This window comes from Actinomadura sp. WMMA1423 (genome assembly GCF_006547145.1).
GTDB lineage: Bacteria > Actinomycetota > Actinomycetes > Streptosporangiales > Streptosporangiaceae > Spirillospora.
The window spans coordinates 8047439-8072605 of record NZ_CP041244.1; the positions used below are offsets into that span (position 1 = coordinate 8047439).

General features: G+C 70.4%; 23 protein-coding genes. 10 read left to right on the forward strand and 13 right to left on the reverse strand.

The features are described from left to right. Positions 1 to 114 precede the first annotated feature (114 nt). On the forward strand, positions 115 to 1098 hold the full coding sequence (locus tag FKD65_RS37290; protein WP_141583759.1) for a DUF2804 domain-containing protein: 984 nt from the start codon (positions 115 to 117) through the stop codon (positions 1096 to 1098). A gap of 342 nt (positions 1099 to 1440) precedes the next feature. Then, positions 1441 to 1659, forward strand: coding sequence for a hypothetical protein (locus FKD65_RS37295; protein WP_141583761.1), 219 nt, complete (start codon positions 1441 to 1443; stop codon positions 1657 to 1659). Between the two features lie 145 nt (positions 1660 to 1804). Here FKD65_RS37295 and FKD65_RS37300 read toward each other — a convergent pair whose 3' ends face one another. Then, entirely contained in the window at positions 1805 to 2575 is a 771-nt protein-coding gene (locus FKD65_RS37300) for a hypothetical protein (protein WP_141583764.1), read from the reverse strand. 644 nt (positions 2576 to 3219) lie between these two features. Here FKD65_RS37300 and FKD65_RS37305 point away from each other — a divergent pair. Both FKD65_RS37305 and FKD65_RS37310 read left to right on the forward strand, forming a co-directional pair. Then, positions 3220 to 5250, forward strand: a complete 2031-nt coding sequence (locus FKD65_RS37305; RefSeq protein WP_141583766.1) for a DUF222 domain-containing protein — start codon at positions 3220 to 3222, stop codon at positions 5248 to 5250. Between the two features lie 174 nt (positions 5251 to 5424). Continuing rightward, positions 5425 to 6117, forward strand: coding sequence for a hypothetical protein (locus FKD65_RS37310; RefSeq protein ID WP_141583768.1), 693 nt, complete (start codon positions 5425 to 5427; stop codon positions 6115 to 6117). A gap of 465 nt (positions 6118 to 6582) precedes the next feature. On the opposite strand, the gene FKD65_RS37315 is transcribed toward FKD65_RS37310, so the two are convergent. Further along, positions 6583 to 6876: a DUF1905 domain-containing protein gene (locus FKD65_RS37315; RefSeq protein ID WP_141583770.1), complete on the reverse strand. Its 294-nt coding sequence runs from the start codon at positions 6874 to 6876 to the stop codon at positions 6583 to 6585. 386 nt (positions 6877 to 7262) lie between these two features. Between FKD65_RS37315 and acnA the strand changes: the two genes are divergently transcribed. Beyond that, positions 7263 to 10028, forward strand: a complete 2766-nt coding sequence (acnA, locus tag FKD65_RS37320; RefSeq protein WP_141583772.1) for an aconitate hydratase AcnA — start codon at positions 7263 to 7265, stop codon at positions 10026 to 10028. Positions 10029 to 10085: 57 nt separating this feature from the next. Here acnA and FKD65_RS37325 read toward each other — a convergent pair whose 3' ends face one another. Beyond that, on the reverse strand, positions 10086 to 10805 hold the full coding sequence (locus tag FKD65_RS37325) for an SDR family oxidoreductase (protein WP_141583774.1): 720 nt from the start codon (positions 10803 to 10805) through the stop codon (positions 10086 to 10088). An 87-nt stretch (positions 10806 to 10892) separates the two neighbouring features. Here FKD65_RS37325 and FKD65_RS37330 point away from each other — a divergent pair, with 87 nt between their 5' ends. Next, positions 10893 to 11483 (forward strand): TetR/AcrR family transcriptional regulator, encoded by a 591-nt coding sequence (locus FKD65_RS37330; RefSeq protein WP_141583776.1) that lies wholly within the window; start codon positions 10893 to 10895, stop codon positions 11481 to 11483. Here the strand turns inward: FKD65_RS37330 and FKD65_RS37335 are convergent. Continuing rightward, positions 11480 to 12073, reverse strand: a complete 594-nt coding sequence (locus FKD65_RS37335) for a LysE family translocator (RefSeq protein ID WP_240809786.1) — start codon at positions 12071 to 12073, stop codon at positions 11480 to 11482. The two genes, FKD65_RS37330 and FKD65_RS37335, sit on opposite strands and share 4 nt — an antisense overlap. Before the next feature lie 87 nt (positions 12074 to 12160). Between FKD65_RS37335 and FKD65_RS37340 the strand changes: the two genes are divergently transcribed. The 3 genes from FKD65_RS37340 to mug all read left to right on the forward strand — a co-directional run bounded on the left by FKD65_RS37340 (position 12161) and on the right by mug (position 14463). Next, a complete protein-coding gene (locus FKD65_RS37340; protein WP_141583781.1) occupies positions 12161 to 13090 on the forward strand; it encodes an aldo/keto reductase in 930 nt (309 codons plus the stop codon). Between the two features lie 22 nt (positions 13091 to 13112). Continuing rightward, positions 13113 to 13832 carry a sulfite exporter TauE/SafE family protein gene (locus FKD65_RS37345; RefSeq protein ID WP_141583783.1) on the forward strand — a complete coding sequence of 240 codons (720 nt, stop codon included), beginning with the start codon at positions 13113 to 13115 and terminating at the stop codon, positions 13830 to 13832. A gap of 67 nt (positions 13833 to 13899) precedes the next feature. Beyond that, positions 13900 to 14463: a G/U mismatch-specific DNA glycosylase gene (gene mug / locus FKD65_RS37350; protein ID WP_205718389.1), complete on the forward strand. Its 564-nt coding sequence runs from the start codon at positions 13900 to 13902 to the stop codon at positions 14461 to 14463. Here mug and FKD65_RS37355 read toward each other — a convergent pair. From FKD65_RS37355 to idi, 6 genes are all read right to left on the reverse strand, one after another. Next, positions 14450 to 15058: a Uma2 family endonuclease gene (locus FKD65_RS37355; RefSeq protein WP_168221301.1), complete on the reverse strand. Its 609-nt coding sequence runs from the start codon at positions 15056 to 15058 to the stop codon at positions 14450 to 14452. The two genes, mug and FKD65_RS37355, sit on opposite strands and share 14 nt — an antisense overlap. A gap of 92 nt (positions 15059 to 15150) precedes the next feature. After that, complete coding sequence (locus FKD65_RS37360) at positions 15151 to 15579, reverse strand: hypothetical protein (protein ID WP_240809787.1); 429 nt, start codon at positions 15577 to 15579, stop codon at positions 15151 to 15153. 245 nt (positions 15580 to 15824) lie between these two features. Next, positions 15825 to 16670 carry a carbohydrate ABC transporter permease gene (locus FKD65_RS37365; protein ID WP_141583791.1) on the reverse strand — a complete coding sequence of 282 codons (846 nt, stop codon included), beginning with the start codon at positions 16668 to 16670 and terminating at the stop codon, positions 15825 to 15827. Then, complete coding sequence (locus FKD65_RS37370; protein WP_240809788.1) at positions 16667 to 17575, reverse strand: carbohydrate ABC transporter permease; 909 nt, start codon at positions 17573 to 17575, stop codon at positions 16667 to 16669. The genes FKD65_RS37365 and FKD65_RS37370 overlap by 4 nt, the downstream gene beginning before the upstream one ends. Further along, positions 17572 to 18876, reverse strand: coding sequence for an ABC transporter substrate-binding protein (locus FKD65_RS37375; protein ID WP_141583793.1), 1305 nt, complete (start codon positions 18874 to 18876; stop codon positions 17572 to 17574). Before FKD65_RS37375 ends, FKD65_RS37370 begins: the two co-directional genes overlap by 4 nt. Before the next feature lie 130 nt (positions 18877 to 19006). Next, complete coding sequence (idi, locus tag FKD65_RS37380; protein WP_141583796.1) at positions 19007 to 19585, reverse strand: isopentenyl-diphosphate Delta-isomerase; 579 nt, start codon at positions 19583 to 19585, stop codon at positions 19007 to 19009. A gap of 150 nt (positions 19586 to 19735) precedes the next feature. Between idi and dxs the strand changes: the two genes are divergently transcribed. After that, entirely contained in the window at positions 19736 to 21658 is a 1923-nt protein-coding gene (gene dxs / locus FKD65_RS37385) for a 1-deoxy-D-xylulose-5-phosphate synthase (protein WP_141583799.1), read from the forward strand. On the opposite strand, the gene FKD65_RS37390 is transcribed toward dxs, so the two are convergent. The 3 genes from FKD65_RS37390 to FKD65_RS37400 all read right to left on the reverse strand — a co-directional run bounded on the left by FKD65_RS37390 (position 21655) and on the right by FKD65_RS37400 (position 24989). Then, positions 21655 to 22020, reverse strand: coding sequence for a hypothetical protein (locus FKD65_RS37390; RefSeq protein ID WP_141583801.1), 366 nt, complete (start codon positions 22018 to 22020; stop codon positions 21655 to 21657). The two genes, dxs and FKD65_RS37390, sit on opposite strands and share 4 nt — an antisense overlap. 64 nt (positions 22021 to 22084) lie before the next feature. Continuing rightward, positions 22085 to 23434, reverse strand: coding sequence for an FAD-dependent oxidoreductase (locus FKD65_RS37395; RefSeq protein WP_240809789.1), 1350 nt, complete (start codon positions 23432 to 23434; stop codon positions 22085 to 22087). A gap of 61 nt (positions 23435 to 23495) precedes the next feature. Continuing rightward, the gene (locus tag FKD65_RS37400; protein ID WP_141583806.1) at positions 23496 to 24989 is read right to left on the reverse strand and encodes an amino acid permease; all 1494 of its coding nucleotides are present in this window, start codon (positions 24987 to 24989) and stop codon (positions 23496 to 23498) included. Between the last annotated feature and the right edge of the window lie 178 nt (positions 24990 to 25167).

Here is a 25167-nt window from a genome sequence, read left to right on the forward strand (position 1 = left end):
TGTGGGGCGGCGGGGTCTCGTGTTGGGCGGCGGGGCCGCGTGCGAGGTGGCGGGGTGGCGGGGCGGCTTGCGGGGCGGCGGGGTCGCGTGCGGGGCGCTGGATAGCCTCGGGGCATGCCGACCCGCGAGCGTGAGATCACCGAGCCCGTCGACCTGTGCACGCCGGACGGGCGCCTCGATCCCGCCGCGGTCGGCTGGACCCGCCGTCCCCTGCACCGCGCGAACCTGCGCGGCTGGGGGCGTGCCAAGCGCTGGGAGTACTGGGGCATCGTCACGCCCCGGCACATCGTCGGAGTGGTCGCGTCGTCCCTCGACTACGCCGCCGTCCATGGCGTGTACGTGCTGGACCGCGAGACCGGCGAGGAGACCTCCAGGGACGGCGTGGTCCCGTTCGCGCGCGGCGCGATGTTCCCCGACCGCAGCGGCACGGGGGAGGCGTCGGTGCACGGGGCCGGCTTCGCGGTCGGGGTCCGGCAGGACCCGTCCGGCTCGCGGGTGCGGGCGCTGGTCCCCGGTGAGGTGGACCTCGACGTCCGGATCCCGCTGCCGGACGGCCACGAGTCGCTCGGCGTGGTCGTCCCCTGGAGCGCCCGGCGGTTCCAGTACACGGTCAAGGACCTCGGGCGCCCCGTGCGGGGGCGGCTGCGGCTCCCGTCCGGCGACCACGAGATCGGGGAGGGCGCCTTCGCCGTCCTGGACCACGGGCGCGGCAAGTGGCCCTACCGGATGACGTGGAACTGGGCGGCGGCGTGCGGGCCCGGCCTCGCGCTGCAACTCGGCGGCAAATGGAGCGACGGCACCGGCATGACGGAGAACGCGGTGTTCGTGGACGGCCGTCTCCACAAGATCGGCGAGGAGCTGGAGTGGTCGTACGACCGTTCCGACTGGCTGCGCCCCTGGACGATCCGCGGCCCGCGCGTCCAGGCCGAGTTCCGCCCCTTCCACGAGAAGGTCGCGCGCACCGAGCTCGGCGTCGTCGGCACCGAGACCCATCAGTGCTTCGGGCACTTCAGCGGACGCGTCCAGACCGACGACGGCGCGTGGATCGACTTCGACGGCCTCACCGGCTGGGCGGAGGAGGCCCGCCAGCGCTGGTGAGCTGCCGGATGCGGACTGCATCGGGCTTCCGAGCCCGACGGCGGGCTTTGCCCCGCTTCCCGGCGGTGAAGTACCCGGAACCCAGGCTCGCGCTGGCCGCGTTGCGGACGGCCTCCAACGAACTGGTCTGACCCGACGTCCTGGACGGCCCCGCCGGCCGCCGAGCGCGCGCAGGCGGGGAGTTCTGTCAGAAGATGACCACGGGGCGTGCTGGCTGCCGGCAGGAAACCATGATCCGCAACGGGGTGCCTTGGACCTCTTGCAAGGAATGGATCTCGGCCGCATCTTGGACCTATCGCGCCGAAGATCATTTCGGGGCGCCCCAGAGGGAGGAGGACGCGTATGCGCCTTCGCAGGGCAGTGATCGGCGTCGGGATCGCCATAGCGGCGGTCTGCGGCATGAGTGTGCCCGCGCACGCCGCCGACTGGAAGGCCTACGGCCGCTACACCAGCAAGTCGAAGTGCATCGACGCCGGGCAGCAGTACGTGCGTGAGGGTTTCAACTCCTACAAGTGTACGGAGGACCTCGGCTACCCGCCGTGGATCCTTTGGCTCAAGTAGAGCAAAGCATCATGATGGCGGGTGCGGCCGGAGCCCATTCTGGCCGCACCCGTTTTGTTGCCGGGAACGGCTTTCCCGGTTGTGGCGGTCGGTGAGGCTGAGCCCGCGGGTTCGGTTCGGGTTCGTGGGCTCCCCGCGGGTTGGCTCACCAATCGAGGAGAAGGCCGTACCCTTGCGCGGCCGCCTCTTCCAACCACTGCAACGTTTCGTCCGGTGAGGTCTCCTCCAGGAAAGCTTCGAACGCAAGCGGCTGTGCGACGTGCACCTTCTGGTTGGCTGGCACGCGCCTGTTCCATTCGCGTGCCAGCTCGACGAAAGGCGACGGGTCGATAGGGCGTGCCGCCGGAGGCCTCGATGCCCGTGCCGGGGCGCTCCATCTCGGCGGCGGCCTGACGGCCGGTTCCGCCAGTGCCAGGATGCGCTCGCGGACGTCGACCAATGCTGGACGGACGGCCCAGGCGTTCGTACGTGTCCCGGCGTCCGCGGCTCGTCGCCGGAGTACGGCCCACGGCTCGGCGATCCGCTGGCTCACCGCATAGGCGTACCAGGCGTTCAGGTACGCCTGGTGGTCGCCGTCCCGCACCTCTTCGATGTGGGTCCGCCACCGCCGTACATGGCGGCCAAGCTCTCCCGGATGGAAGCTCCGGTACATGGCGAAGCGCCATTCGGCCGGCAGCAACGGTGTGAGGACCAGTGCGTTCACTCGATGCGAGTTGCCGGGTGGAGGGGCGACTTCGACCATCCTGATGATCTGCGCTCCGTGTTCGGGAGCCGTGGGGTGGGGGAGGTGGCCGAACTCGTCGGCGAACCAGTGGCCGGACGCCAGGAACGCAGCGGCCTGTGCGCGGATCGCCGCATCGAGGGATGTCGCTGAGATCCCTGGGCGTGGCCGCATCCGCACCCAGTCAACACCCATGTCTCACCTCGATCTCTGGAGACGACCACTTTGCCGGGTGGCGGCGCCGCGCGCGACGCTGGGTTTCACCCTGATCCTTCCTGTTCTTGATCGGCCCATCTTGGTTGGACTTGGTCTTGGTCAGTCAGGGCTTGTGGGTTTTGGTGTGGTGCGTCCTTTTCTCTCGGGCTCTCTGTGGCGTGGCCCTTCATGCTGGGCGCGTGGCTGAGGTCTCTTTTTCTATCGGTTCGGTGTGGTGCTGGTGGGTGGTCGGCTGAGGTGCCTTCCGGAGGCTGTCCCGTTTGTTTCTCTTGCTGCCGGTTGCTGTCATGTTGGTTGCGGTCGGTGGGTTGAGGTCGTGATTTTTGTGGCGGCTTGTGCATGGTTCTGTTCTTGCCGCGCTACGCGCGGCATGGACACTTGGTGCGGAGTTCTACTCTGGTTCGCGGTGCAGAATCTTCACCGTTGACTCGGTCGACGGCCGTGGACGCCGCCGTGGTCGCCGGCGCTGTCGGGTGCGGAATCGTTCTCTTTGGGGGTGACTGCGGCGCAGGTCATTGCTTAAAGAAAATCGAAGAAAAGATGTGACGATGGCGAGCCATGCCCGAGTTGCCGCAATCTATTGGCGTTGACTTGGCGTAAAATTGCTTTGGGATTGAGGGGGGGTGAGCTTCGTGTTGTCGTCCAGCGCAACGGTTGATCGTGAGTGGGAATGGGACGAGCGGGAGAGTTTCACTCCCGTCGTCCGGCTCTCCGGCCGGAAAGAGCGGCTGGCGGATCTCGCCGATGACGAGCTCCTCGAAGTCGCCAAGGCCGCTCGGCGCCATGCATCGTGGGCACAGGCGCGGGAACTGGCCGCCATCGCCGAACTCCACCGGCGCCGCACGGTAGCGGAAAATGGCGAGCCGCTTGACCAACGCTTCCTGTCCGCGCACGAGTCGGTCACCGAAGAAGTCGCCGTGGCGTTGATGGTCACTGGCAACGCCGCCGCCACCCTTGTGCACCTGGCAGAACGCCTCACTGGTCCCTTGGCCGCGACCGGGGCGGCACTTGAAGCCGGACGGATCGACCTGGCCAGAGCCCGCGTCATCTGCGACACCACCGACGGCCTTCCCGTTCAGGCCGCCGCGCTGGTCGAAGCCGCCGCGCTGGAGAAGGCGTCCGACCAGACCACCGGGCAGTTGCGCCGCCGCATCAAGCGCATCGCCCAACGCCTGGCTCCCGAGTCGATCGAGGAGCGCAAGCGAGAGGCAGTGCGCAGGCGACGGATGGAGCTGTGGGAGACCCCGTCCGGCACGGCCGATCTGGCACTGTGCGATCTCGCAGTCGAAGACGCCCACGCCGTCTACAACAAGATCACCGCTGCCGCCCACGGACTGAGGGCCGAGGGCGACACCCGCCCGGTCAGCACCATCCGCGCCGATCTGGCCCTCCAACTCCTTCACGGCACCGAACTCCCCGACGCCACCCGAGCCGTCCTATCTCAAGCCTGCACCGACTCCGGCCCCACCGTCTCCGGCCCCATGGCTTCGGTCCGCGCCGTCTCCGGCCCCACCGACTCTGGCCCCATGGCTTCGGTCCGCGCCGTCTCCGGTCCGGCCGCCTCCGGCCCCATGGCTTCGGTCCGCGCCGTCTCCGGCCCCACCGTCTCCGGCCGCACTGGTTCGGGGCGCATTGGTTCGGGGCGCATTGGTTCGGGGCGCATTGGCTCGGGGCGCATCGGCCACGAGTCCACCTGCTCAGGCCGCACCGACTCCGGCCGCACGGGCTCCGAGCTCACCGGCCCTGGCCGCATTGGCTCGGGAGGCATCGACCGCGAGTCCACCGGCTCAGGTCACACTGGCTCGGGCCCTACCGGTTTCGAGCCGCCCGGTATTGGGACGCCTGACCGTGAGGCGCCCGGCCGTGAGGCGCCCGGCCGTGAGGCGCCCGGCCGTGAGGCGCCCGGCCGTGAGGCGCCCGGCCGTGAGGCGCCCGGCCGTGAGGCGCCCGGTAGTGAGTCCACGGGCTCCCAATCCACGGGCCGCGGACCCACCGGCTCCGAGCTCGCCAGCTTCGAGCACGTTGGCGTTGAGGTCACGGGCGTCGCGCCCGCCGGTGCCGAGCCCGAGGGGGACGAGACAAGCGGCGTTGAGTTCAGCGGTTCTGAGGTCAGCGGGGCGGCGGTCGTCGGCGCCTGGCCAGGTTCTGGTCGCGGCGGTCGCGGCCTCGGCGCTCATCTAGATGACGGGGATGTCGACCCAGAGGTCGCGTCGCTGGCTGACGTTGTCGGTGGGCTTCTGGGTGATGCAAGTGAGCGTGCTCGGCCCGGGGACAGACACATCGCTGTCGGAAGGGCCGCACAACGCCTTCAGCAACGGCTGGCTGGGGCCCGGGACATGGCCTGCCAAGGGGAACAACCCACCCACGGACGGCCCGGTTACCGTCCGCCCGCCGGGATACGTCGAGAGGTCGAAGCCCGGCACGCGACCTGCGTGTTCCCCACCTGCAACCAGCCGTCGCACCGCTGCGACCTCGACCACACGGTGCCGTGGCGGCCCGGCATCACCTGCCGCTGCAACCTGGCCCCGCTCTGTAGACGCCACCACAGGCTCAAGCAGCGTCACGACTGGAAGCTGTTCCAGATCTGGCCCGGCTTGCTGATCTGGGTCACCCCCTCCGGCGCTTGGCGCATCGTCCGCCCCGATCGGCAGTAAGCCGCCGCGACCCAGCGATGAGACAGCTCCGGACCCGATTCAGGGGTGCGGTGCGCACGGCCCGCTGCTCACCCAACCGCCATCGTCCGGGCCGTCCTCGCCCTTCACCACCAGGCCAGACGAAGATGGGAAGGGCCAAGGTCGTGTGTCGGGGGCAACTGTTTGGATGCGGCCATGACCGCCGTTGATCTCGCCCAGCGTCTCCCGTCCATCGCGACCGTCCGGGCGCTGAGCCAGTCCTTCGCCGTCTTGGACGCGATTCTGAGCCCGGACGGCTACGCCACCTACACCTTCGACGGCCGGTGGGCCGAGAACCAGGAGCTCGCTGCGATGGACAACGGCAGCGGCGACGAGTACTCGATCGTCTTCACCCCCGCCGGCGCCTTCATCCGCGGGTTCGACCACGAGTCCCCGATGAGCCCGTACGCCGACGACGACTACGCGCTCTGGCCTGGCCTGGTCGAGTCGATCCCGGAGCAGTTCGCCGCCCAAGTCACCGAACCGGCTTTCTGCCATGAAGGGGGCGCAGGACCGTTTCTGACGGCGACCGTCTGCCTCTGGCGCCTGGACGGCGATCCGGCCTGGAGGACCGGCGACATCGAGTTCCCGCCACCGGAGCAGAGCCTGGACCCCGACGGATCGGACTGGCTTTTCGACCTCCTGGCCAAGGGCACTCCCGAGGCCTACCGCGCCTACGCCACCGACTACTTCGAGGTCTCCCTCGACCCCGCCGCCGTCAGGGAGATCTTCGAACACCGGCCTGTGACCGGCGACCTCGTCCGGCGACTCAACCCGCGAACCGATCTCACCTCCCTGACCGAAACGCTCGACACCATCGGCTACCCCTTCACCGCAGAGAACGCATAGCCAGCGCGGACAGCTGAGCTGAGGAGACCCGGAAGGCGCCCTCGAAGTCGAGCGCCCCCAGGAGTGCGCCGCCTGTGTCCACCGCCGCGCTTCCCTCCAGGAGCCCACACGTTCGTCCTCGATGCCCCACCGAGCGCGCGGGCGGGTGCCGGGGATCCGCAGCCCCCGCCCCAGCGGATCATGCTGGTCTTCCGCTCGACCACCAGGTACTCGGCGAACCCGCTGGGGAAGCGGCGGGGCTTCACGCCTCCGCGAACTGGTCCGGCGCCGGGACCTGGCCTGTCTCGGCGCCGGAGATCAGGGACACGGATCGCCGAGCGGCCCGCGGTCGACGCCGATCTCGGACGGGTGGAGTGTCGGCTAGCAGTTGACCCGGTCGGCGAGCTCGGCCTGCGGGAGTCCGGGACGGGTGCGGTCGGTGGGAGCTCCGGCCGCCACCGGCCCTGTCGCTGGGCACATGCCGACCTAACCGAGGCGCTCAGTGAGGTTGACGGTCACGGTGTCGCCCGCCTCTTTGTCGAGAGCCTTGAGGAGTTCCGCCTTCACGGCGAGTTTGTGGTTGCCGTCGCCCAGCGCCATGAAGGAGCCCCGGAACGGGTGCCCGTCGACGGTTCCCTTGACCTTCACCAGGCCGCGGGTGCCGAAGAAGTCCGCCGACTCCGGCCAGACGACGTAGGTCCAGCCGCCCTTGGCGGGGCTCTTCCGCAGGGTCTCGGTGAACTTCTTGTCGAGCGGTGTGCTCTTCGTCTGCGCGGTCATGGTGCGTCCTCTCCGGGCCTCGTATCACCCATGCTGACGGGTGGTGAATGAGACCGCGCGGAGCGGCGGAACTCATCGGCCGCGAACGACCGGCTCGCACCTGCCCGACCGGAAGGCTCGTCGAGCCCTGGCGCGCGGCGGGGTGCAAGTAGCTTGATGTCGAGATAAATTGAAGATAGCTTGACGTCGAGAGAAAAGTGGCAGAAGTTAGGCGCCCCTGATTGTGGGTCAGGAGTCCGACTAAGGCAGGATCAAGGGAGACGAAGCTCCCGTCCCGCCGCGCGCCGTCCCGCGTCGGCCTCGGGGACGGGCCTACTGAAGATCAACACCAGCGCCGCGCGCTCATGTCCCGGACCCGACGCGCGGTGGCGACGGAGGAGGAGTCCGTGTCCGCGAACAGCTTCGGCAGCCTTGACAAGCTGCAGGTTGGCGACAAGTCGTACGACATCTATCGGCTGGACGCCGTCGAGGGCGCGGCCCGTCTCCCGTACAGCCTGAAGGTGCTGCTGGAGAACCTGCTGCGCACCGAGGACGGCGCGAACGTCACCGCCGAGCACATCCGCGCGCTCGCGCAGTGGGACGCGAAGGCCAAGCCGAGCAAGGAGATCCAGTTCACACCCGCGCGGGTGATCATGCAGGACTTCACCGGTGTGCCGTGCGTGGTGGACCTCGCCACGATGCGCGAGGCGGTGCGCGACCTCGGCGGTGACCCGACCCGGATCAACCCGCTGGCGCCGGCCGAGATGGTGATCGACCACTCGGTGATCGTCGACTACTTCGGCTCGCCCGACGCGTTCGAGCGCAACGTGCAGCGCGAGTACGAGCGCAACAAGGAGCGCTACCAGTTCCTGCGGTGGGGGCAGACGGCGTTCGACGAGTTCAAGGTCGTCCCGCCCGGCACCGGCATCGTCCACCAGGTGAACATCGAGCACCTGGCCCGCGTGGTGTTCGACCGGAACGGCGTCGCCTACCCCGACACGTGCGTCGGCACCGACTCGCACACGACGATGGAGAACGGCATCGGCGTGCTCGGCTGGGGCGTCGGCGGCATCGAGGCGGAGGCCGCGATGCTCGGCCAGCCGATCTCGATGCTCATCCCGCGCGTCGTCGGCTTCAAGCTGACCGGTGAGCTGCCCGCCGGGACGACCGCGACCGACCTCGTGCTCACCATCACCGAGATGCTGCGCGAGCACGGCGTCGTCGGCAAGTTCGTGGAGTTCTACGGCGAGGGCGTGCACGCGCTGCCGCTGGCGAACCGCGCCACGATCGGCAACATGAGCCCCGAGTTCGGCTCCACCTGCGCCATCTTCCCGATCGACGACGAGACGCTGAAGTACCTGCGCCTCACCGGCCGGGACGAGGAGCAGATCGCGCTCGTCGAGGCCTACGCCAAGGAGCAGGGCCTCTGGCTCGACCCGTCGGTCGAGCCGGACTTCTCCGAGTACATGGAGCTCGACCTCGCGACGGTCGTCCCGTCGCTCGCCGGCCCGAAGCGTCCGCAGGACCGCATCTCCCTGGCCGACGCCAAGCCGACCTGGCGGCGCGACGTGCAGAACTACGTCGAGAGCATCCAGGGCGCGGCGGACGAGGCCTCCAGCGAGTCGTTCCCGGCGTCGGACGCTCCGGCGATCAGCCACGACTCCAACGGCGACAAGCCGCGCCGGCACGGCACCGACGGCTCCGGGCGCCCGAACAACCCCGTCCCGGTCACCCTGGAGGACGGGACGGAGTTCGAGCTCGACCACGGGCACGTCGCCGTCGCCGCGATCACCTCCTGCACCAACACGTCCAACCCGTACGTGATGATCGGCGCGGCGCTGCTGGCGAAGAACGCGGTGGAGAAGGGCCTGACCCGCAAGCCGTGGGTGAAGACCTCCCTCGCGCCGGGCTCCCAGGTCGTCACCGACTACCTCGAGCGCGCCGGCCTCACCCCCTACCTCGACAAGATCGGCTTCAACCTCGTCGGGTACGGCTGCACCACCTGCATCGGCAACACCGGCCCGCTCCAGCCGGAGATCTCCAAGGCCGTCAACGACAACGACCTCGCGGTCACCGCGGTGCTGTCCGGCAACCGCAACTTCGAGGGCCGCATCAGCCCCGACGTGAAGATGAACTACCTGGCCTCGCCGCCGCTGGTCATCGCCTACGCGCTCGCCGGGACGATGGACATCGACATCCTGAACGACCCGATCGCCGAGGGCGCGGACGGCCCGGTCCGCCTGGCCGACATCTGGCCCGCGCCGGAGGAGGTCGCCTCGATCGTCGAGTCGTCCATCGGGCAGGAGATGTTCACCGAGAGCTACGCGGACGTCTTCAAGGGCGACGACCGCTGGCGCGGCCTCGACATCCCGACCGGCGACCTGTTCGAGTGGGACGAGCAGTCCACCTACGTCCGCAAGGCGCCGTACTTCGACGGCATGGGCGCCGAGCCGGAGCCGGTCGCCGACATCCACGGCGCCCGCGTCCTCGCCAAGCTCGGCGACTCGGTCACCACCGACCACATCTCCCCGGCCGGGTCCATCAAGGCCGGCACGCCCGCCGCGCAGTACCTGCAGGACCACGGCGTCGCGGTCAAGGACTTCAACTCCTACGGCTCGCGCCGCGGCAACCACGAGGTCATGATCCGCGGGACGTTCGCCAACATCCGGCTGCGCAACCAGCTCCTGGACGGCGTCGAGGGCGGCTACACCCGCGACTTCACAGAGGACGGCGCGCCGCAGGCGTTCATCTACGACGCCGCGCAGAACTACGCCTCGCAGGGCACCCCGCTCGTGGTCATCGCGGGCAAGGAGTACGGCTCCGGCTCCTCGCGCGACTGGGCGGCCAAGGGCACCGCGCTGCTCGGCGTCCGCGCCGTCATCGCGCAGTCCTACGAGCGCATCCACCGCTCCAACCTGATCGGCCTCGGCGTCCTGCCGCTGCAGTTCAGGGAGGGCGAGTCCGCCGAGTCCCTCGGCCTCACCGGCACCGAGACGTTCGACATCACCGGCGTCACCGCCCTCAACGAGGGCGGCATCCCGGAGGAGGTCACCGTCAAGGCCGACGGCAAGGAGTTCTCCGCCGTCGTCCGCATCGACACCCCGGGCGAGGCCGACTACTACCGCAACGGCGGCATCCTCCAGTACGTCCTGCGCAACCTGCTGCGCAAGTAGGCAGCGCGCCGAAACGGGCCGCCTCCCCTCAGCGGGGGGCGGCCCGTTCCCGTTCGGTCAGCGGCCGGTGGGCAGGCTCAGGCCCCCGTTGCACTCCACGACGCTGCCGGTCATGAAGCCGTTCGTCGCGGTCAGCAGGATCGCCTGCGCCACGTCCTCGGGACGCCCGACGCGGCCGACCGGCAGGGCCGCGGCGTGCTCGGCGAACATGGCGGCGCGCTGCTCGCCGGGCATGCCGTCCCACCACGGCGTCTCGATGACGCCCGGGGACACGGCGTTCACCCGCAGCGGAGCCAGCTCCGTGGCCAGGGGCGGCACCACCGCCTCCAGCGCGCCGTTGATCGCCGCGAGGCCGGCCGTGCCGGGCAGGGCGGCCCGCGCCGAGGACGCGGTGACGAACGTGATCGAGCCGCCCTCCGCCAGCCGGGGGAGCGCGGCCTGGACGAGCCGCAGGTGGAGCCAGAACTTGGCCTCGAAACCGGAGCGCAGGTCGTCCAGGTCGAGGGTGGCGATGGGGCCCGCGCCCGCCCCGCCGCTCAGCGTGAGGACGAGGTGGTCGTAGACCGTGTCCTCGGCGAAGAACGCGGCGACCTCCTCCGCCGAGGCGGCGTCCAGCCGCCGTGCGGTGAGGCCGTCGGCGGCGGCCTTGGCGAGGCGCTCCGCGTCGCGTCCGGTGACGACGGTGTCGGCGCCCTGGCCGGCGAAGAGCCGGGCGGTGGCCGCGCCGATCCCGGAGGTGCCGCCGCAGACGAGGACCCGCTGCCCGTTGAGCGTCATGATGCGTGGCCTTTCGTTGTCGAGACTTGCCGTCTCGACAATTGTTTGCCGAGACGGGCGGTCTCGTCAAACGGATATGCTCGGCCCATGACCGGTGAGACCCGCCGACCGCACACGGGCCGGCGACGCAACGAGGCCGCGCGCCAGGCGATCCTGGACGTCGCCGTCGAGCTCCTCGGCGGGACGAGCGACACCCCCGTCACGATCGACACGATCGCCGCGGCGGCCGGTGTGGGGAAGCAGACGATCTACCGCTGGTGGCCGTCCAAGGGCGCCGTGCTGCTGGAGGCGGTGGCCGAGCGCGCCGGCGAGCACATCCCCGTCCCGGACACCGGCTCGCTGCACGGCGACCTCGAGGCCTTCCTGCGCGCGACGTTCCGGGCCGCCGGCCACGAGCGGACCGTGGCCGTCCTGCGGCTCGCGATGGCCGAGGCGCAGCGCGACCCGCACGCCCGCGAGCACATGCGCGCCTTCGTCGACGGGCGGCGCGGGGTGCTGCGCGGGCTGCTGGAGCGGGCCCGCGACCGCGGCGAGGTCTCACCCGGAACCGATCTCGACCTCGTCGTCGACCAGGCGTACGGGGTGCTCTGGTACCGCATCCTCAACGGGCACGCGCCGCTCTCCGGCGACACCGCGGAAGCGCTGGCCCGCGCGCTCGCCGGCCAGGCCCGCGGCTAGCGCTCGACGGCCAGCCGGACGCCGAAGCCGATGAACGCCAGCCCCGTGACCTGCTGGAGGCGGCGCTTCACCGCGGGACGGGTGAGGGCGCGGCGGGCGGCGCCGGCGGCGATGACGATGACGGCCAGCCACAGCAGGCCCTCGGCGGCGTGGATGGCGGCGAACAGCATGCTCGTCCAGAACACCGAGGCGCCGTCCGGGACGAACTGGGGGAGCAGGCTCATGTAGAAGACGCCGACCTTGGGGTTGAGCAGGTTCGTCGTGAGCCCGGTGCGGAAGGCCGTGCGGCCGGACGCGGGGGACGGCGGCGCCTCGTCGGGGGCGCTGGGCGTGCGGCGGCGCGCCGTCCAGAGGGCCCGGGCGCCGAGCCACAGCAGGTAGCAGGCGCCCGCGAGGCGCACCGCGTCGAACGCGACACGGGACGCCGCCAGCACCGCGGTCAGCCCGATCGCGCTCATCAGGGCCCAGCACAGCACGCCGGTCACCACCCCCGACGACGACAGCAGGCCCGTCCGGCGGCCCCCGGCCACCGTGTTGCGCACGACGAGCATCGTGTCCACGCCGGGCGTGATGGTCAGCAGGGCGGCCACGGCGGCAAATGCGAGACATGCGGCTAACACGGGGTAAATCATCCCCCGAAAACGGCATCACGAACTAGGAGAAAGCTGGATATCACCATGCACAAGATCGGTGAACTCGACGTCTTCCCGCTCTGCCTGGGCGGCAACGTCTTCGGCTGGACCGCGGACCGGGACCGCTCCTTCCAGATCCTGGACGCCTACGCCGCGGCGGGCGGCAACTTCCTCGACACCGCCGACTCCTACTCGGCCTGGGTGGAGGGCAACCGCGGCGGCGAGTCCGAGTCGATCATCGGGGAGTGGGCGGAGGCGCGCGGCAACCGCGACGACCTCGTGATCGCGACCAAGGGCGGCCGCCACCCCGAGCACCAGGGCCTGGCCGCCGCGACGATGAGGGCGGCCGTGGACGACTCGCTGCGGCGGCTGCGCACCGACCGCATCGACCTGTACTTCACCCACTTCGACGACCCCTCGGTGCCCGTCGAGGAGATCATGACGACGCTGGACGGGCTGGTCGCCTCCGGCAAGATCCGGCAGATCGGGGTGTCCAACATCGAACTCGACCGGCTCCAGGCGTCCCTGGAGTTCAGCGAGCGCGAGGGGACGGCCCGCTACGTGGCCGTCCAGCCGCAGTACAACCTCGTCTCCCGCGACTCCTACGAGGGCCCCCGCCGCGACCTCGCCGAACGGTACGGGCTGGCCGCCGTCCCCTACTACGGCCTCGCGGCCGGCTTCCTCACCGGCAAGTACCGTCCCGGCTCCACGGTGGACAGCGCGCGCGCCGGGAGCGCGGCGCGGCACCTGGAGAGCGAGCGCGGGCGCGCCGTCCTGGCCGCGCTCGACATCGTTGCAGAGGAGCAGGACGTGCCGGTCGCGACCGTCGCGCTCGCCTGGCTCGCCGCCCAGCCGACCGTCGCCGCGCCCATCGCGAGCGCCCGGACCCTCGCCCAGCTCCCACCCCTCGTGGAAGCGGCCCACACGCCCCTGACCCCCGATCAGCTCCGGCGCCTGGACGAAGCGTCGTCCTGAGCGGGCCTTAAGATCGCGTGTCGTGCCGCCTGTCGAGTTCGTCCTCATCGGGGGCCTGGCCGCGCTCGCCGGCGCGATCGTGCAGGGCAGCGTCGGCCTCGGCGTCGGGCTGGTCGCGACGCCGATCGTCACGATGCTGTTCCCGTCCCTGATGCCGGGAGCGATCCTCGTCATCGCGCTCGTCCTGCCCTTCGCGACACTCGCCCAGGAGCTGCGGCACGCCGACCTGCGCGGGCTCGGCTGGGCGTTCGTCGGCCGCCTCGCAGGCACGCCGATCGGCGTGTGGCTGGTGGCCGCCGCCCCGGACCGCGTCCTCGGCGTCGTGATCGGCGTGGTCGTCCTCGCCGCGCTCGCCGCGACGGTCTGGGCGGCGGACGTGCCGCGCAACCGCCGCACGCTCGCCACCGCCGGGGTCATCTCCGGCACGACCGGCACCGCGTCCGGCATCGGCGGCCCGCCGCTCGCGCTGCTCTACCAGCGCGAGAGCGGCCCCCGCGTCCGCGCGACCCTGGCGGTGTTCTTCATCGCCGGCGCCCTGCTGTCGCTGCTCACCCTCGCCGCCGCCGGGCGCCTCCCGGCCCGGCAGGTCGTCGCGGGCGCCGAGCTGGTCCCGTTCGTGTTCGCCGGTTTCCTCCTGGCGGGCCCGCTGCGCCGCTACCTTGACGGCGGGCGCCTGCGGGCCGCGCTCCTCGCCGTCGTCGGGACGTCCGCGGCGGTGCTGATCGTCCGCAGCCTGTTCTGACGCGCCCCACCAGGAAGCCCGGCTGGAAGCCGTCCGCGGTGGTGCTGATCGCCCCTAGCCTGTTCTGATGCGTCCCACCAAGGCCGATCTGGAGGCCGCTCGCGATCGCGTCATCCCCGACATCCTGCCCGAGGGCCCGGGGACGCTCCGCGTCCTGTTCTGCGGCATCAACCCGGGCCTGTACTCGGGCGCGACCGGCCGCCACTTCGCCCGTCCCGGCAACCGCTTCTGGCCCGCGCTGCACCTGTCCGGCTTCACCGACCGGAGGCTGCACCCGTCCGAGCAGGACCTGCTGCCCGGGTACGGCCTCGGCATCACCAACCTGGCGCCGCGCACCACCGCCCGCGCCGACGAGCTGACCGACGCCGAACTCCGCGAGGGCGGACGGCGCCTGGCCGCCCTCGTCGAACGCCACCGCCCCGCCTACCTGGCCGTCGCGGGCGTCACCGCCTACCGCACGGCCTTCGGCCGCCCCAAGACGCAGATCGGACCGCAGGACGAGGACTTCGGCCCCGCACGCCTCTGGGTCCTGCCGAACCCGAGCGGCCTCAACGCGAGCTGGCCCCTCGACCGCATCGCCGCCGAGTTCGCCCGCCTCCGCGAGGCCGCCGAAGCCCTCAGAACTCCGTGAGAACCCGCGGGTCGAACCGCACGGTGATGGTGGTGTCCGCCTCCACCGTCGCCTCCGCCAGGTTCCCCGCGCTGACCGTTCGGACTCGACGGTAGGTGGCAGCGACGTCGTCCAGAGCGAAGATCTGGATGCTGGGGCTGGGAGCGAACTCGGCGAGCCAGTACTGAGGAATACCGAGCGTCGCGTACTCCTTGAGCTTGCGCACGCGGTCGGTGCGTTCGCTGCCACTGCCCGGAGACACGACCTCGACGACGAGCAGGACCTCGATGCCCGGAATCACGACAGGGTTGCGGTCGACGATCGAGGCGCGGGCCACATTCCTCGGCACCACGAACACGTCGGGCTTGCGAATGCCCGCCGGAGTGCTGATCTCCCATTCGCCTCCACCGGCGATGAAGACGGAGGCCTTCACGTCCGTCGCCGCCTCTTGGAGGATGTCCTGGACTTGCCTCGCGGCCCAATTGTGAGGCGCGCTCGGGGACAACTCGACCAGCCACCCGTCTTCGAGTTCAAGGCCGCGGCCTTCGTCCTCTCGGGCGTGCAGATCCTCCGCCGTGTACGGGCCGAACCCGCCATGATCGTGCGCGACGCTCACGTTTCCGCTCCCGCTGGTGGCATGCCGAATCCATGCAGGCACTACGTTACCCCGCCCGACTGTCGCGACCTAGAGTAGTGAGTTCTTTACGCTCAGTTGGCGTTGTTGAGGGCGGCGGTGGCGAACATCGTCTCGACCTCTTTGACCAGGGTGGGGGTCGGCTGCCACAGGTCGGTGCGGCCCAGGGCGACGATGGGGCGGGGGAGGGCGCGGATGTCCGCAAGGCGCCAGTGGTGGGCGGCGGGGCCGGCCCAGGGGCCGCAGTCGCAGGCGGCGCCGCGGACGGCGGCCGAACAGACGTCGTCGAGTTCGGCGACCGCGATGACCGCGCCGATCGTGGCGAGCGGGTCGCGGGGGTCCCACCCGGCCGCCTGGATCAGCGGGGAGTCGCACGCCTTCAGGTCGACGCGCATCGAGGCGTGGATGAGCAGCGGACCGCGGTAGGCGGTCGGGAAGCTCTGGTTGGACACGGCCTTGCCACCACGCGCGATCGCGAACGCCCAGGGCTGCTGAACACTCATCGCCTGCACGCGGTCACCTCCAGTATTCGCCCGGTTCGTGCGCCCCCGGGTATCGGCGGGACGCCCGGCGGCGGGACGCCGGGGGTCGCGCGACGATGCCCGAGAGGCTAGGCGCATCCCGGAGGAATTGCCAACGTACGAGGCGAACGGGTCGTTGTCCGTCATGGGTTGTTCGAACCCATGAGGTGTTTGATCACACATGTGACGCCTGAGGGTGAAATGTGGTTGACGCGTCCGCGCGATTCTCAGCCCTTCAGCGCGCCCGCCATGAGGCCGCGCATGAAGAACCGTCCGAGCAGCAGGTAGACCAGCAATGTCGGCAGGGAGGCGAGCAGCGCCTCGGCCATCTGCTGGTTGTACTGGACGGCCACCGCGCCCGAACCGGCCGTGTTGTTCAGCATCACCGTGACCGGCCAGCTGTCGGGGGCGCCGAGGAACACCGCGAACAGGAAGTCGTTCCACATCGAGGTGAACTGCCAGATCAGCGTCACCGCGAACGCGGGCGCCGACACCGGCAGGACGACCGACCAGTAGGTGCGGAGCATCCCCGCGCCGTCGACCCGGGCCGCCTCGATCAGCTCGTCCGGGATCGTCACGTAGTAGTTCCGGAAGATCAGCGTGCAGATCGGGATGCCGTACACGACGTGGGCCAGGACGAGGCCGCGGATCGTCCCCACCAGCTCCATGTCGGTGAGCAGGCCGGCCAGCGGGATCATCACCGCCTGGTAGGGGATGAACATGCCGAACAGGAACAGCGTGAAGACCACGTCCGCGCCCGGGAACCGCCACTTGGACAGCACGTAGCCGTTCAGCGAGCCGAGCACCGCCGAGATCAGCGACCCGGAGACGGCGATCTTGACGCTGTTCTCCAGGCCGGGCCGCAGCGCGTCCCACGCCGAGCTCCAGCCGGACATGCTCCAGCTGGCCGGCAGGTTCCAGGCGCTGCTCGGGTCGGCCTCGTCCAGCGGCTTGAAGCTCGTGACCACCAGCACGTAGACGGGGATCAGGAAGAGCAGGACGAACGCCAGCAGGACGACCAGCTTGGCGGCCTGCCACGCGCGCGACGACCCGCCCGGCTCCACGTGCGTCATCGCGTCCGCTCCGAACGTACCGACCAGACCAGATAGGGGATCACCAGCAGGGCCACCGCGAACAGCAGGTAGGTGGCGATCGTGGCGCCGTTCGCCGGGTCGTGCCGGTCGAAGATCTCGACGTAGGTGGCGACGGCCGGGACATAGGTGATGATCTGCTTGCCCGCGATCGCCATGATCAGGTCGAACACCTTCAGCGAGATGTGCCCGAGGATGATCAGCGCGGACAGCGTGACCGGGCGGAGCTGGGGCAGGACCACGTACCGGTACACCTTCCACTCGGACGCGCCGTCCACCCGCGCCGCCTCGCGCAGCTCTCCGGGGACGCTGCGGAACCCCGCGAGGTACAGCGCCATCACGTAGCCGGACATCTGCCAGATCGCGGGCAGGGCCATGGCGGCCATGCCCCAGTCCGGGTCCTGCCACCAGCTGTTCGCCAGCGCGCCGAGGTGCAACTTGTCGAACAGCTGGTTGAAGCCGACCGCGCGCTCCGGCGGCGCCGGGTTCATCAGCCAGCGCCACACGACGCCGCTGGCGATGAACGACACCGCCATGGGGAACAGGTAGACGACGCGGAAGGACGCCTCGCCCCTGATGCCCTTGTCCATCAGGAACGCCAGGAACGCGCCGAGCACCAGGGCGCCGACGACGAAGACCGCGGTGAACAGCAGCGCGTGCTTCACCGCGCCGGGCCAGCTGGGCTGGTCCCAAAGGTCGACGAAGTTCCTGCCCTTGTCGAACCCGTACTCGGTGACCTCGTCGTGCTTGCCGCTCACCGCGACCCGCGTGTTCCAGAAGATGAGCCCGTAGACGAACAGGCCGATCGCCGCGATGGACGGCGAGACCAGCAGCAGTCCGGGCAGCCACCGGCGGCTACGGGCCCACCTGGAACCGGTGGAGCTCACTGGCCGCTGTTCTTGGCCGCGCTCACCAGCCCCTGCTGGAGTTTGGCGACGTCCTTGTTCTGCAGGAAGAGGCCCACCGCGGTGTCGATGTCGGTGTGCTGCTTCTTACTGGCGTTGACGCCGTGCCAGAACGAGCCCGCCAGCTTGACGCCGGGCTTGTTCCACTGCTCGAACGCGTACTGGAGGTAGCCCTTGTAGAGGCTCTTGTCGGCGTCCTTGCGGGCGGGGACGGATCCCTTCTTCGGGTTGAACAGGTCCTGCCCCTCCTTGCTGGACACCTCCTTCAGCCATGCGAGGGCGCCGCCGCGGTGGGGCGCTCCCTTGGGGAGGGTGAAGCTGTCCGACAGCCACAGGTAGGTGCCGTCCGTGCCGGGGGAGGCCGCGTACTTGAAGTCGGTGTCGAGCTTCTTGCCGAGGCCGTTCGGCGCGCTGCCGACGAAGTACCCGTACGCCCAGTCGCCCATGATGTTGAACGCGGCCTTGCCGTCCACGACGGCCTTGGCGGCGCCCTGCCAGTCGGTGGACGCGGCCTCCAGCGTCGTGTACTTCATGATCTCGGCGTAGTCGGTCAGCGCCTTGGTCACCGCCGGGCTGCTCCAGTCGGCGCCCGGCTTCCACAGCGCGTTGTAGGCGTCGGTGCCGAGGTCGCCCAGCAGGACGTTCTCCAGCAGGTGGTCGGCCGTCCACTGCGCTCCGAGCGACAGCGGGACCTTCTTCGTCCTGTCCTTGACGGCCTTCAGCGCGGTGATGAAATCGGCGATCGTCGCGGGCGGCCCGGAGATCCCGGCGTCCTTCAGGATGCCCGGGTTGTACCAGAGCATGTTCGACCGGTGGATGTTCACCGGAACCGAGTAGATCTTCCCCTTGTAGCTGATCTGGTCGAGGAGCTGCTGCGGGTAGGCCGCCTTCAGGTTGTTCTCCTCGTAGAAGGAGTCCAGCGGCTCGATCTGCCCGGCCTTGATGTAGTCGAGAAGCTCGGCGCCCGCGTGGCCCTGGAAGGAGTCCGGGGGCTTGCGGTTCTGGAGCCGGCTCGCCAGGACGGCCTGGGCCTGGGTGCCCGACCCGCCGGCGATGGCCGCGTTGACGAACTTGGTGCCGGGGTTCTTCTTCTCGAAGTCGGCCTGCATCGCGGCGAGCCCGTCCGCCTCACCGGGCCCGGTCCACCAGGAGAAGACCTCGACCTGGGATTTGTCGTCGGAGCCCTTGTCGTCGCTGCCGCCGCAGCCCGACACGGCGAGGGCGGCGGTCATCGTCACGGCGGCGACCGCCTTCAGGCGCCGCCCGGGAGCACGTACTCGCATCGTCCGTCCCTTCGGTTACCCCGAAAAACAAGCGTCTGCTTGGACGGACGGACGGTCAACACCGGACGCCGAATAGTGATCTTTCGGTGATGCGGCGGCCCGCGGCCGCGGCGGGCACGGGTGCGCGCGGCTACCAGCCGAGGGCGGGCGGCAGGCCGGCGAGGCCGGCGTCGGGCCAGTCGAGCGGCGCGCCGAGCGGTGCCAGCTCGGCCAGCTGGAGCCGGTACCAGAGCGAGGACTCGGGGCGCCGGGTCAGCTCCAGGCAGCGCTCCCACGTCCACCACTCCGCGTGCTCGACCTCCTCGGGGTTGACCCGGACGGCCGTGCCCGCCGGGACGACGGCGCGCACGACGGGGCAGCGCTCGTGCTCGACCGTCCCGTCGTCGGCGACGGCGCGGTACTGGAACCGGGGCAGAACGGACGTGAGCGTCGCCTCCCGGATGCCGAGCTCGTCCTGCAAGCGCCGGAGCACGGCGTCGCGGAGCTTCTCGCCGGGCCCCGGATGGCCGCAGCAGCTGCCCGTCCAGACGCCGGGGAACGTCCGCTTCCCGAGAGCGCGCTGAGTGATCAGCACGCGACCGTCCGTATCCGTGACATAGCAGGAAAAGGCCAGGTGGTACGGCGTGTCCCTATGGTGGCTGGTGCTCTTGGGCGCGGTTCCGACCGCCTCGTCGTCCGCGTTGAGCAGCACAATCTCTTCGACGCCCATGCTCACTTCCTACCTCATCCCCCCTCTCGGGGTCAGTCTTTTCACACCCCCCGGGCGGGTGGTCCGCGGCGCGTCGCGGGCGAACCGGGATTAAACTCGGAACGGCCCGAGCCAGGGGAGACCGGATCCCCGACGGAGGAGTTGAAACGAGTGAGCTTGCTGGAGTCGATCACAGGTCCCGACGACCTCAAACGACTGGACGCCGCTCAGATGTCTCGGCTCGCGGAGGAGATCCGCGAGTTCCTCGTCCAGGCGGTCTCCAAGACCGGCGGGCATCTGGGGCCCAACCTGGGCGCGGTCGAGCTGACGATCGCGCTGCACCGCGTCTTCGACTCGCCGCACGACAAGATCCTCTTCGACACCGGCCACCAGGCCTACGTGCACAAGCTGCTCACCGGCCGGCACGACTTCGAGCTGCTGCGCCGGCGCGGCGGCCTGTCCGGCTACCCGAGCCGCGCCGAGTCCGAGCACGACCTCATCGAGAACTCGCACGCCTCGACCGCCCTGTCCTACGCCGACGGGTTCGCCAAGGCCTTCCAGCTGCGCGGCGAGGACGACCGCGCCGTCGTCGCGGTCGTCGGTGACGGCGCGCTCACCGGAGGCATGTGCTGGGAGGCGCTGAACAACATCGCCGCGGGCGTCGACCGCCCCGTCATCATCGTCGTCAACGACAACGGCCGCTCCTACTCGCCGACCATCGGCGGGCTCGCCTCGCACCTGGCCGACCTGCGCGTCACCCAGGGCTACGAGAACGCGCTCGACCTGATCAAGAAGACGGTGCCGCGGGCGCCCGTGGTCGGCAACGTCGCCTACGAGGCCCTGCACGGCATCAAGAAGGGCCTCAAGGACGTCCTCCAGCCGCAGGCCATGTTCGAGGACCTCGGCATGAAGTACGTCGGGCCGATCGACGGCCACGACGAGGACGCCGTCGAGCGGGCGCTGCGCCGCGCCCGCGGGTTCGGCCGCCCGGTCATCGTGCACTGCATCACCACCAAGGGCCGCGGCTACGCCCCCGCCGAGAACGACACCGAGGACTGCATGCACGGCGGCGGCGCGTTCGACCCCGCCACCGGCAAGTTCGTCACCCGCAAGGGCGGCCCGGCCTGGACGAAGATCTTCGGCGAGGAGATGGTGGCGATCGGGCGCGAGCGCCGCGACGTCGTCGGCATCACCGCCGCGATGCTCTACCCGGTCGGGCTCGCGCCGTTCGCCGAGGCGTTCCCCGACCGCATCTTCGACGTCGGCATCGCCGAGCAGCACGCCGTCACCTCCGCCACCGGCCTGGCGATGGGCGGCCTGCACCCGGTCGTGGCGCTCTACGCCACGTTCCTGAACCGCGCCTTCGACCAGGTCCTGATGGACACGGCGTTGCACCGCCAGCCCGTCACCTTCGCCTTGGACCGCTCCGGCGTGACCGGCGACGACGGCGCCAGCCACAACGGCATGTGGGACATGTCGATCCTTCAGCTCGTGCCCGGCATGGGCATCGCGGTCCCGCGCGACGGGGCCCGGCTCCGCGAGCTGCTGCGCGAGTGCGTGGCCGTCTCCGACGGCCCGACCGCGATCCGCTACCCCAAGGGCCCGGCGGCCGCCGACATCGAGGCCGTCGGCAAGGCCGGCGGCATGGACGTGCTGGCCCGCCACGACGGGTCGGGCGGCGCCCGCGTCCTGCTGGTCGCGGTCGGCTCCATGGCGACGCCCGCGGTCGAGGCGGCCGAGCTGATCGCCGCGCAGGGCATCGGCGTCACCGTCGTCGACCCCCGGTGGGTGAAGCCGCTCGACCCGGCGCTGCTCGACCTCGCCCGCGAGCACACGCTCGTCGCCGTCGCCGAGGACAACGGCCGCACCGGCGCCGTGGGCGACGCAGTGGCGCGGCTGCTGCGCGACGCGGGCGTCGACGCGCCGATCCGCACCTTCGGCATCCCGCAGGAGTTCCTCGACCACGCGTCCCGGGGCGAGATCCTCGCCGACATCGGGCTCACGCCGCAGGCGCTGGCCCGCGACGTGACCGAGTCGGTGGCCCGCCTCACCGCCGACGCCGACGAGCCCGCCGCCTCGGAGGAGCGCTCCTAACCGCCCTCCGCGGACAGCAGCCGCCACGAGTGGGTGATGGACGCCGCGGACGTGCCGAGCTCACGTCCGGAGTACGTCCATCGCCCACGCAGGCACCAGGGCCGCCCCGCCCCGTCCTGGACGTAGACCTGGAGCGGGAAGCACGCGTCGTGCGCGCGGATGACGCCCGCCGGGTCGACGGCGGGCGCGAGGCTGGGCTCCCCCTCGCAGCGCACGCCCATGACGAACGTGTGCGGGTCCTGGCGCAGGAGACCCTGCGTCAGGTCGTACACGAGCACGGAGACGTAGTCGGGGCCGAGCCACCTGAGGTCGGGGACCGTCTCGGGTGGGGGGAACCCGTACAGTTCTGGACCGCCGGTCACACGCGCACCGTAGCGTCCGGCTCACCTCTGAGTCACTACTTTCCCGGCGGGGACTTCGCGGGGATTACGCGGACCCCCGGCACGCGGACCGCATGGCCTCCCAGCGGGCGAGCTTGACGCGCTCACCGCGGTCGAGGCTGCGGGCGAGGGCGATCTCGGCGGCGTCGAGGTTCAGCCAGTCCTCGTAGGTGACGACGGGCAGCCCCCGCGACTCCAGCAGCTCCTCGACGGTGCCCTCAGGTCCGGTCTTGGCGTCCGCGAGGTCCTCGAGGAGGTTGCGGACGGTCTCGGCGGCGTCGGACTTGTTGGTCCCGACGACGCCGGACGGGCCGCGCTTGATCCATCCGGCGACGTACTCGCGGGGCACGAAGGCGCCGTCCGGGCCGACGATGCGGCCGCCCTCGTTCGGGACGACGAAGGAGCGCTCGTCGAACGGGACGCCCTCCAGCGGGACGCTCTGGTAGCCGACGGACCGCAGCACCATGCCGACCGGCAGCGTCTCGAACTCGCCGGTGCCGGTGACGCGGCCCGACTCGTCCAGCCGGGTCCTCTCCAGGCGGAGGCCCTCGACCCGGTCGGTGCCGAGGATCTCGGCGGGGGCGCGCCAGAACCGCACGTCGATGTGGCGGGGGCGCCCGGCGGCGGGCTCGCCCGTCCAGGCGCTCAGCGCCTTGATGTTGCCGCGGACGTGCCGGTCGCTCTCGGCCAGCGCGGCGCTCGCCGGGTCGAGGTCCATGTCCTGCGGGCTGACGTGGATGCTCGCGTTGGGCAGCTCGCCCAGCTCGCGCGCCTCCTTCGTGGTGAACTTCGCCTGCGCGGGCCCGCGCCGCCCGACCATGTGGATGCGCTTCACCCGGCTCCGCGACAGCACCTCGATGACCTGCTCGGGCACGTCGGTCTCGCGCAGCTCGGCGGCCGTCTTGGCGAGGATCCGGACGACGTCGACGGCGACGTTGCCGACGCCGACCACCGCGACCTCCTCGACCGACAGGTCGAACTCGTGGTCGGCGGCGTCGGGGTGCCCGCAGTACCAGTTGACGAAGTCGGTCGCGGCGATGCTGCCGGGCAGGTCCTCGCCGGGGATCCGCATGTGCCGGTCGACCATCGCGCCGGTCGAGTAGACGACGGCGTCATAGCATCCGAGCAGGTCGTCGCGGGTGAGGTCGCGGCCCAGCTCGACGCACCCGAAGAACCGGACGGCCGGGTTCTCCAGCACCCGCTGCAGGTACCGGGCGATCGACTTGATGGAGGTGTGGTCGGGAGCGACGCCGTAGCGCACCAGCCCGTACGGCGTCGGCAGCCGGTCGAAGACGTCGACCCGTACGTCGTCGCCGCCCTGCTTCACCAGGGCCTCGGCGGTGTAGATCCCCGCCGGGCCCGACCCGATCACCGCGACGCGCGCTGGAGATGCCATGCGGGTCATTGTGCCCACCCGTCGGTCGAAAGGACACCGTGAGCCCCGTCACTGGAGTCGTTCAGGACTTGTAGGCGACGCGCTCGCCGCCTCCGCGGCGTCCCACCTTGCTGTGCCGGTACCCGTACAGAGCGTAGACGACGGCGCCGACCACCATCCAGACCAGGAACCGCACCCAGGTCTCCACCGGCAGGTTGATCATCACGAACAGGCAGGCGAGCACGGACAGGATCGGGATGACCGGCACCCACGGCGTGCGGAACGAGCGCGGCAGGTCGGGCCGGGTGCGGCGCAGCATCACCACGGCGACCGAGACGACGAGGAACGCGAACAGCGTGCCGATGTTGACCAGCTCGGCCAGCTCGGCGAGCGGGATGAACCCGGCGAGCACCGCGACGATCACGCCCATGATGATGGTCGCGCGGTAGGGGGTCCCGAAGCGCGGGTGGACGGCCGAGAGCCAGGGCGGCATCAGCCCGTCGCGGCCCATCGCGAAGAAGATGCGGCTCTGCCCGAGCAGCAGGATCAGCACGACGGTGGTGAGCCCGATCACCGCTCCGATGCTGATGATCGTGGCGAAGACGGGATGGCCGACGGCCTTGAACGCGTCCGCGAGCGGCGCGGCGACGCTCAGCTCGGTGTACTTCTGCATGCCGACGACGACCGTCGCCACGGCCGCGTACAGGATGGCGGTGATGACGAGGGAGCCGATGAGCCCGATCGGCAGGTCCCGCTGCGGGCGCCGCGCCTCCTCGGCCGCGGTCGCGACGATGTCGAAGCCGATGTAGGCGAAGAACACGATCGCGACGGCGGAGAAGATGCCGAGCCACCCGTAGCTGACCGGCGCGCTGCCGAAGAGGACCTGGATCAGCGGGGCCTTGAGGCCCTCCACGTTCGGCGTCGATTCGGCCGGCGGGATGAAGGGGTGGTAGTTGGAGCCCTTGACGAAGAACAGCCCGGCGAAGATCACCAGCAGCACGATGGCGACCTTGATGGACACGACCACCGCGTTCACCCGCGAGGAGATCTTGACGCCGAGGACGAGCAGCCCGGTCACCACCAGCACGAGGCAGATGGCGGGGATGTTCACCGTCCCGCCCTCGCCCGGCGGTGCGGCGAGCGCCGTCGGGATCGTGATCCCGATGTCGTCCAGCAGCGAGGCGAAGTACCCCGACCAGCCGACCGACACCACCGCCGCGCCGAGGGCCATCTCCAGGATGAGGTCCCAGCCGATGATCCAGGCGGGGAACTCCCCGATCGTGGCGTAGGAGAAGGTGTAGGCCGAGCCGGCGACCGGGACGGTGGAGGCGAACTCGGCGTAGCAGAGCGCCGCGAGGCCGCACACGACGGCGGCGAGCAGGAACGACAGGGCGACCGCCGGGCCGGCCTTGTCCTTGGCGACCTCGCCGGTGAGCACGAAGATGCCGGTTCCGATGATCACGCCGATCCCGAAGACGGTGAGGTCGAACGCCGACAGGTCACGGCGGAGCCGGTGCTCCGGCTCCTCGGTGTCGCTGATCGACTGCTCCACCGACTTCGTGCGCAGCACGTTCAATTTCTGTGCCCCTTCGCGTCCCGGTGTCCGGTTTCCGGCATATAGCCGACACCCGTATGCCCATATGTGCGCGGGTTATGATCCGCCGAAACACGTGCATGTCCGTGACGTGGGGAAACGTCGGAAAAGAGGCGTTCCGAATCGTGTTCGGAACGCCTCTCTCCGTGATGATCACCTG

Bases quoted from the DNA above. Each gene is read 5' to 3' on its own strand.
- FKD65_RS37290 (WP_141583759.1), top strand. From the start codon at position 115: ATGCCGACCCGCGAGCGTGAGATCACCGAGCCCGTCGACCTGTGCACG.
- FKD65_RS37295 (WP_141583761.1), top strand. From the start codon at position 1,441: ATGCGCCTTCGCAGGGCAGTGATCGGCGTCGGGATCGCCATAGCGGCG.
- FKD65_RS37300 (WP_141583764.1), bottom strand. From the start codon at position 2,575: ATGGGTGTTGACTGGGTGCGGATGCGGCCACGCCCAGGGATCTCAGCG.
- FKD65_RS37310 (WP_141583768.1), top strand. From the start codon at position 5,425: ATGACCGCCGTTGATCTCGCCCAGCGTCTCCCGTCCATCGCGACCGTC.
- FKD65_RS37315 (WP_141583770.1), bottom strand. From the start codon at position 6,876: ATGACCGCGCAGACGAAGAGCACACCGCTCGACAAGAAGTTCACCGAG.
- FKD65_RS37325 (WP_141583774.1), bottom strand. From the start codon at position 10,805: ATGACGCTCAACGGGCAGCGGGTCCTCGTCTGCGGCGGCACCTCCGGG.
- FKD65_RS37330 (WP_141583776.1), top strand. From the start codon at position 10,893: ATGACCGGTGAGACCCGCCGACCGCACACGGGCCGGCGACGCAACGAG.
- FKD65_RS37340 (WP_141583781.1), top strand. From the start codon at position 12,161: ATGCACAAGATCGGTGAACTCGACGTCTTCCCGCTCTGCCTGGGCGGC.
- mug (WP_205718389.1), top strand. From the start codon at position 13,900: ATGCGTCCCACCAAGGCCGATCTGGAGGCCGCTCGCGATCGCGTCATC.
- FKD65_RS37360 (WP_240809787.1), bottom strand. From the start codon at position 15,579: ATGAGTGTTCAGCAGCCCTGGGCGTTCGCGATCGCGCGTGGTGGCAAG.
- FKD65_RS37365 (WP_141583791.1), bottom strand. From the start codon at position 16,670: ATGACGCACGTGGAGCCGGGCGGGTCGTCGCGCGCGTGGCAGGCCGCC.
- FKD65_RS37375 (WP_141583793.1), bottom strand. From the start codon at position 18,876: ATGCGAGTACGTGCTCCCGGGCGGCGCCTGAAGGCGGTCGCCGCCGTG.
- idi (WP_141583796.1), bottom strand. From the start codon at position 19,585: ATGGGCGTCGAAGAGATTGTGCTGCTCAACGCGGACGACGAGGCGGTC.
- FKD65_RS37395 (WP_240809789.1), bottom strand. From the start codon at position 23,434: ATGGCATCTCCAGCGCGCGTCGCGGTGATCGGGTCGGGCCCGGCGGGG.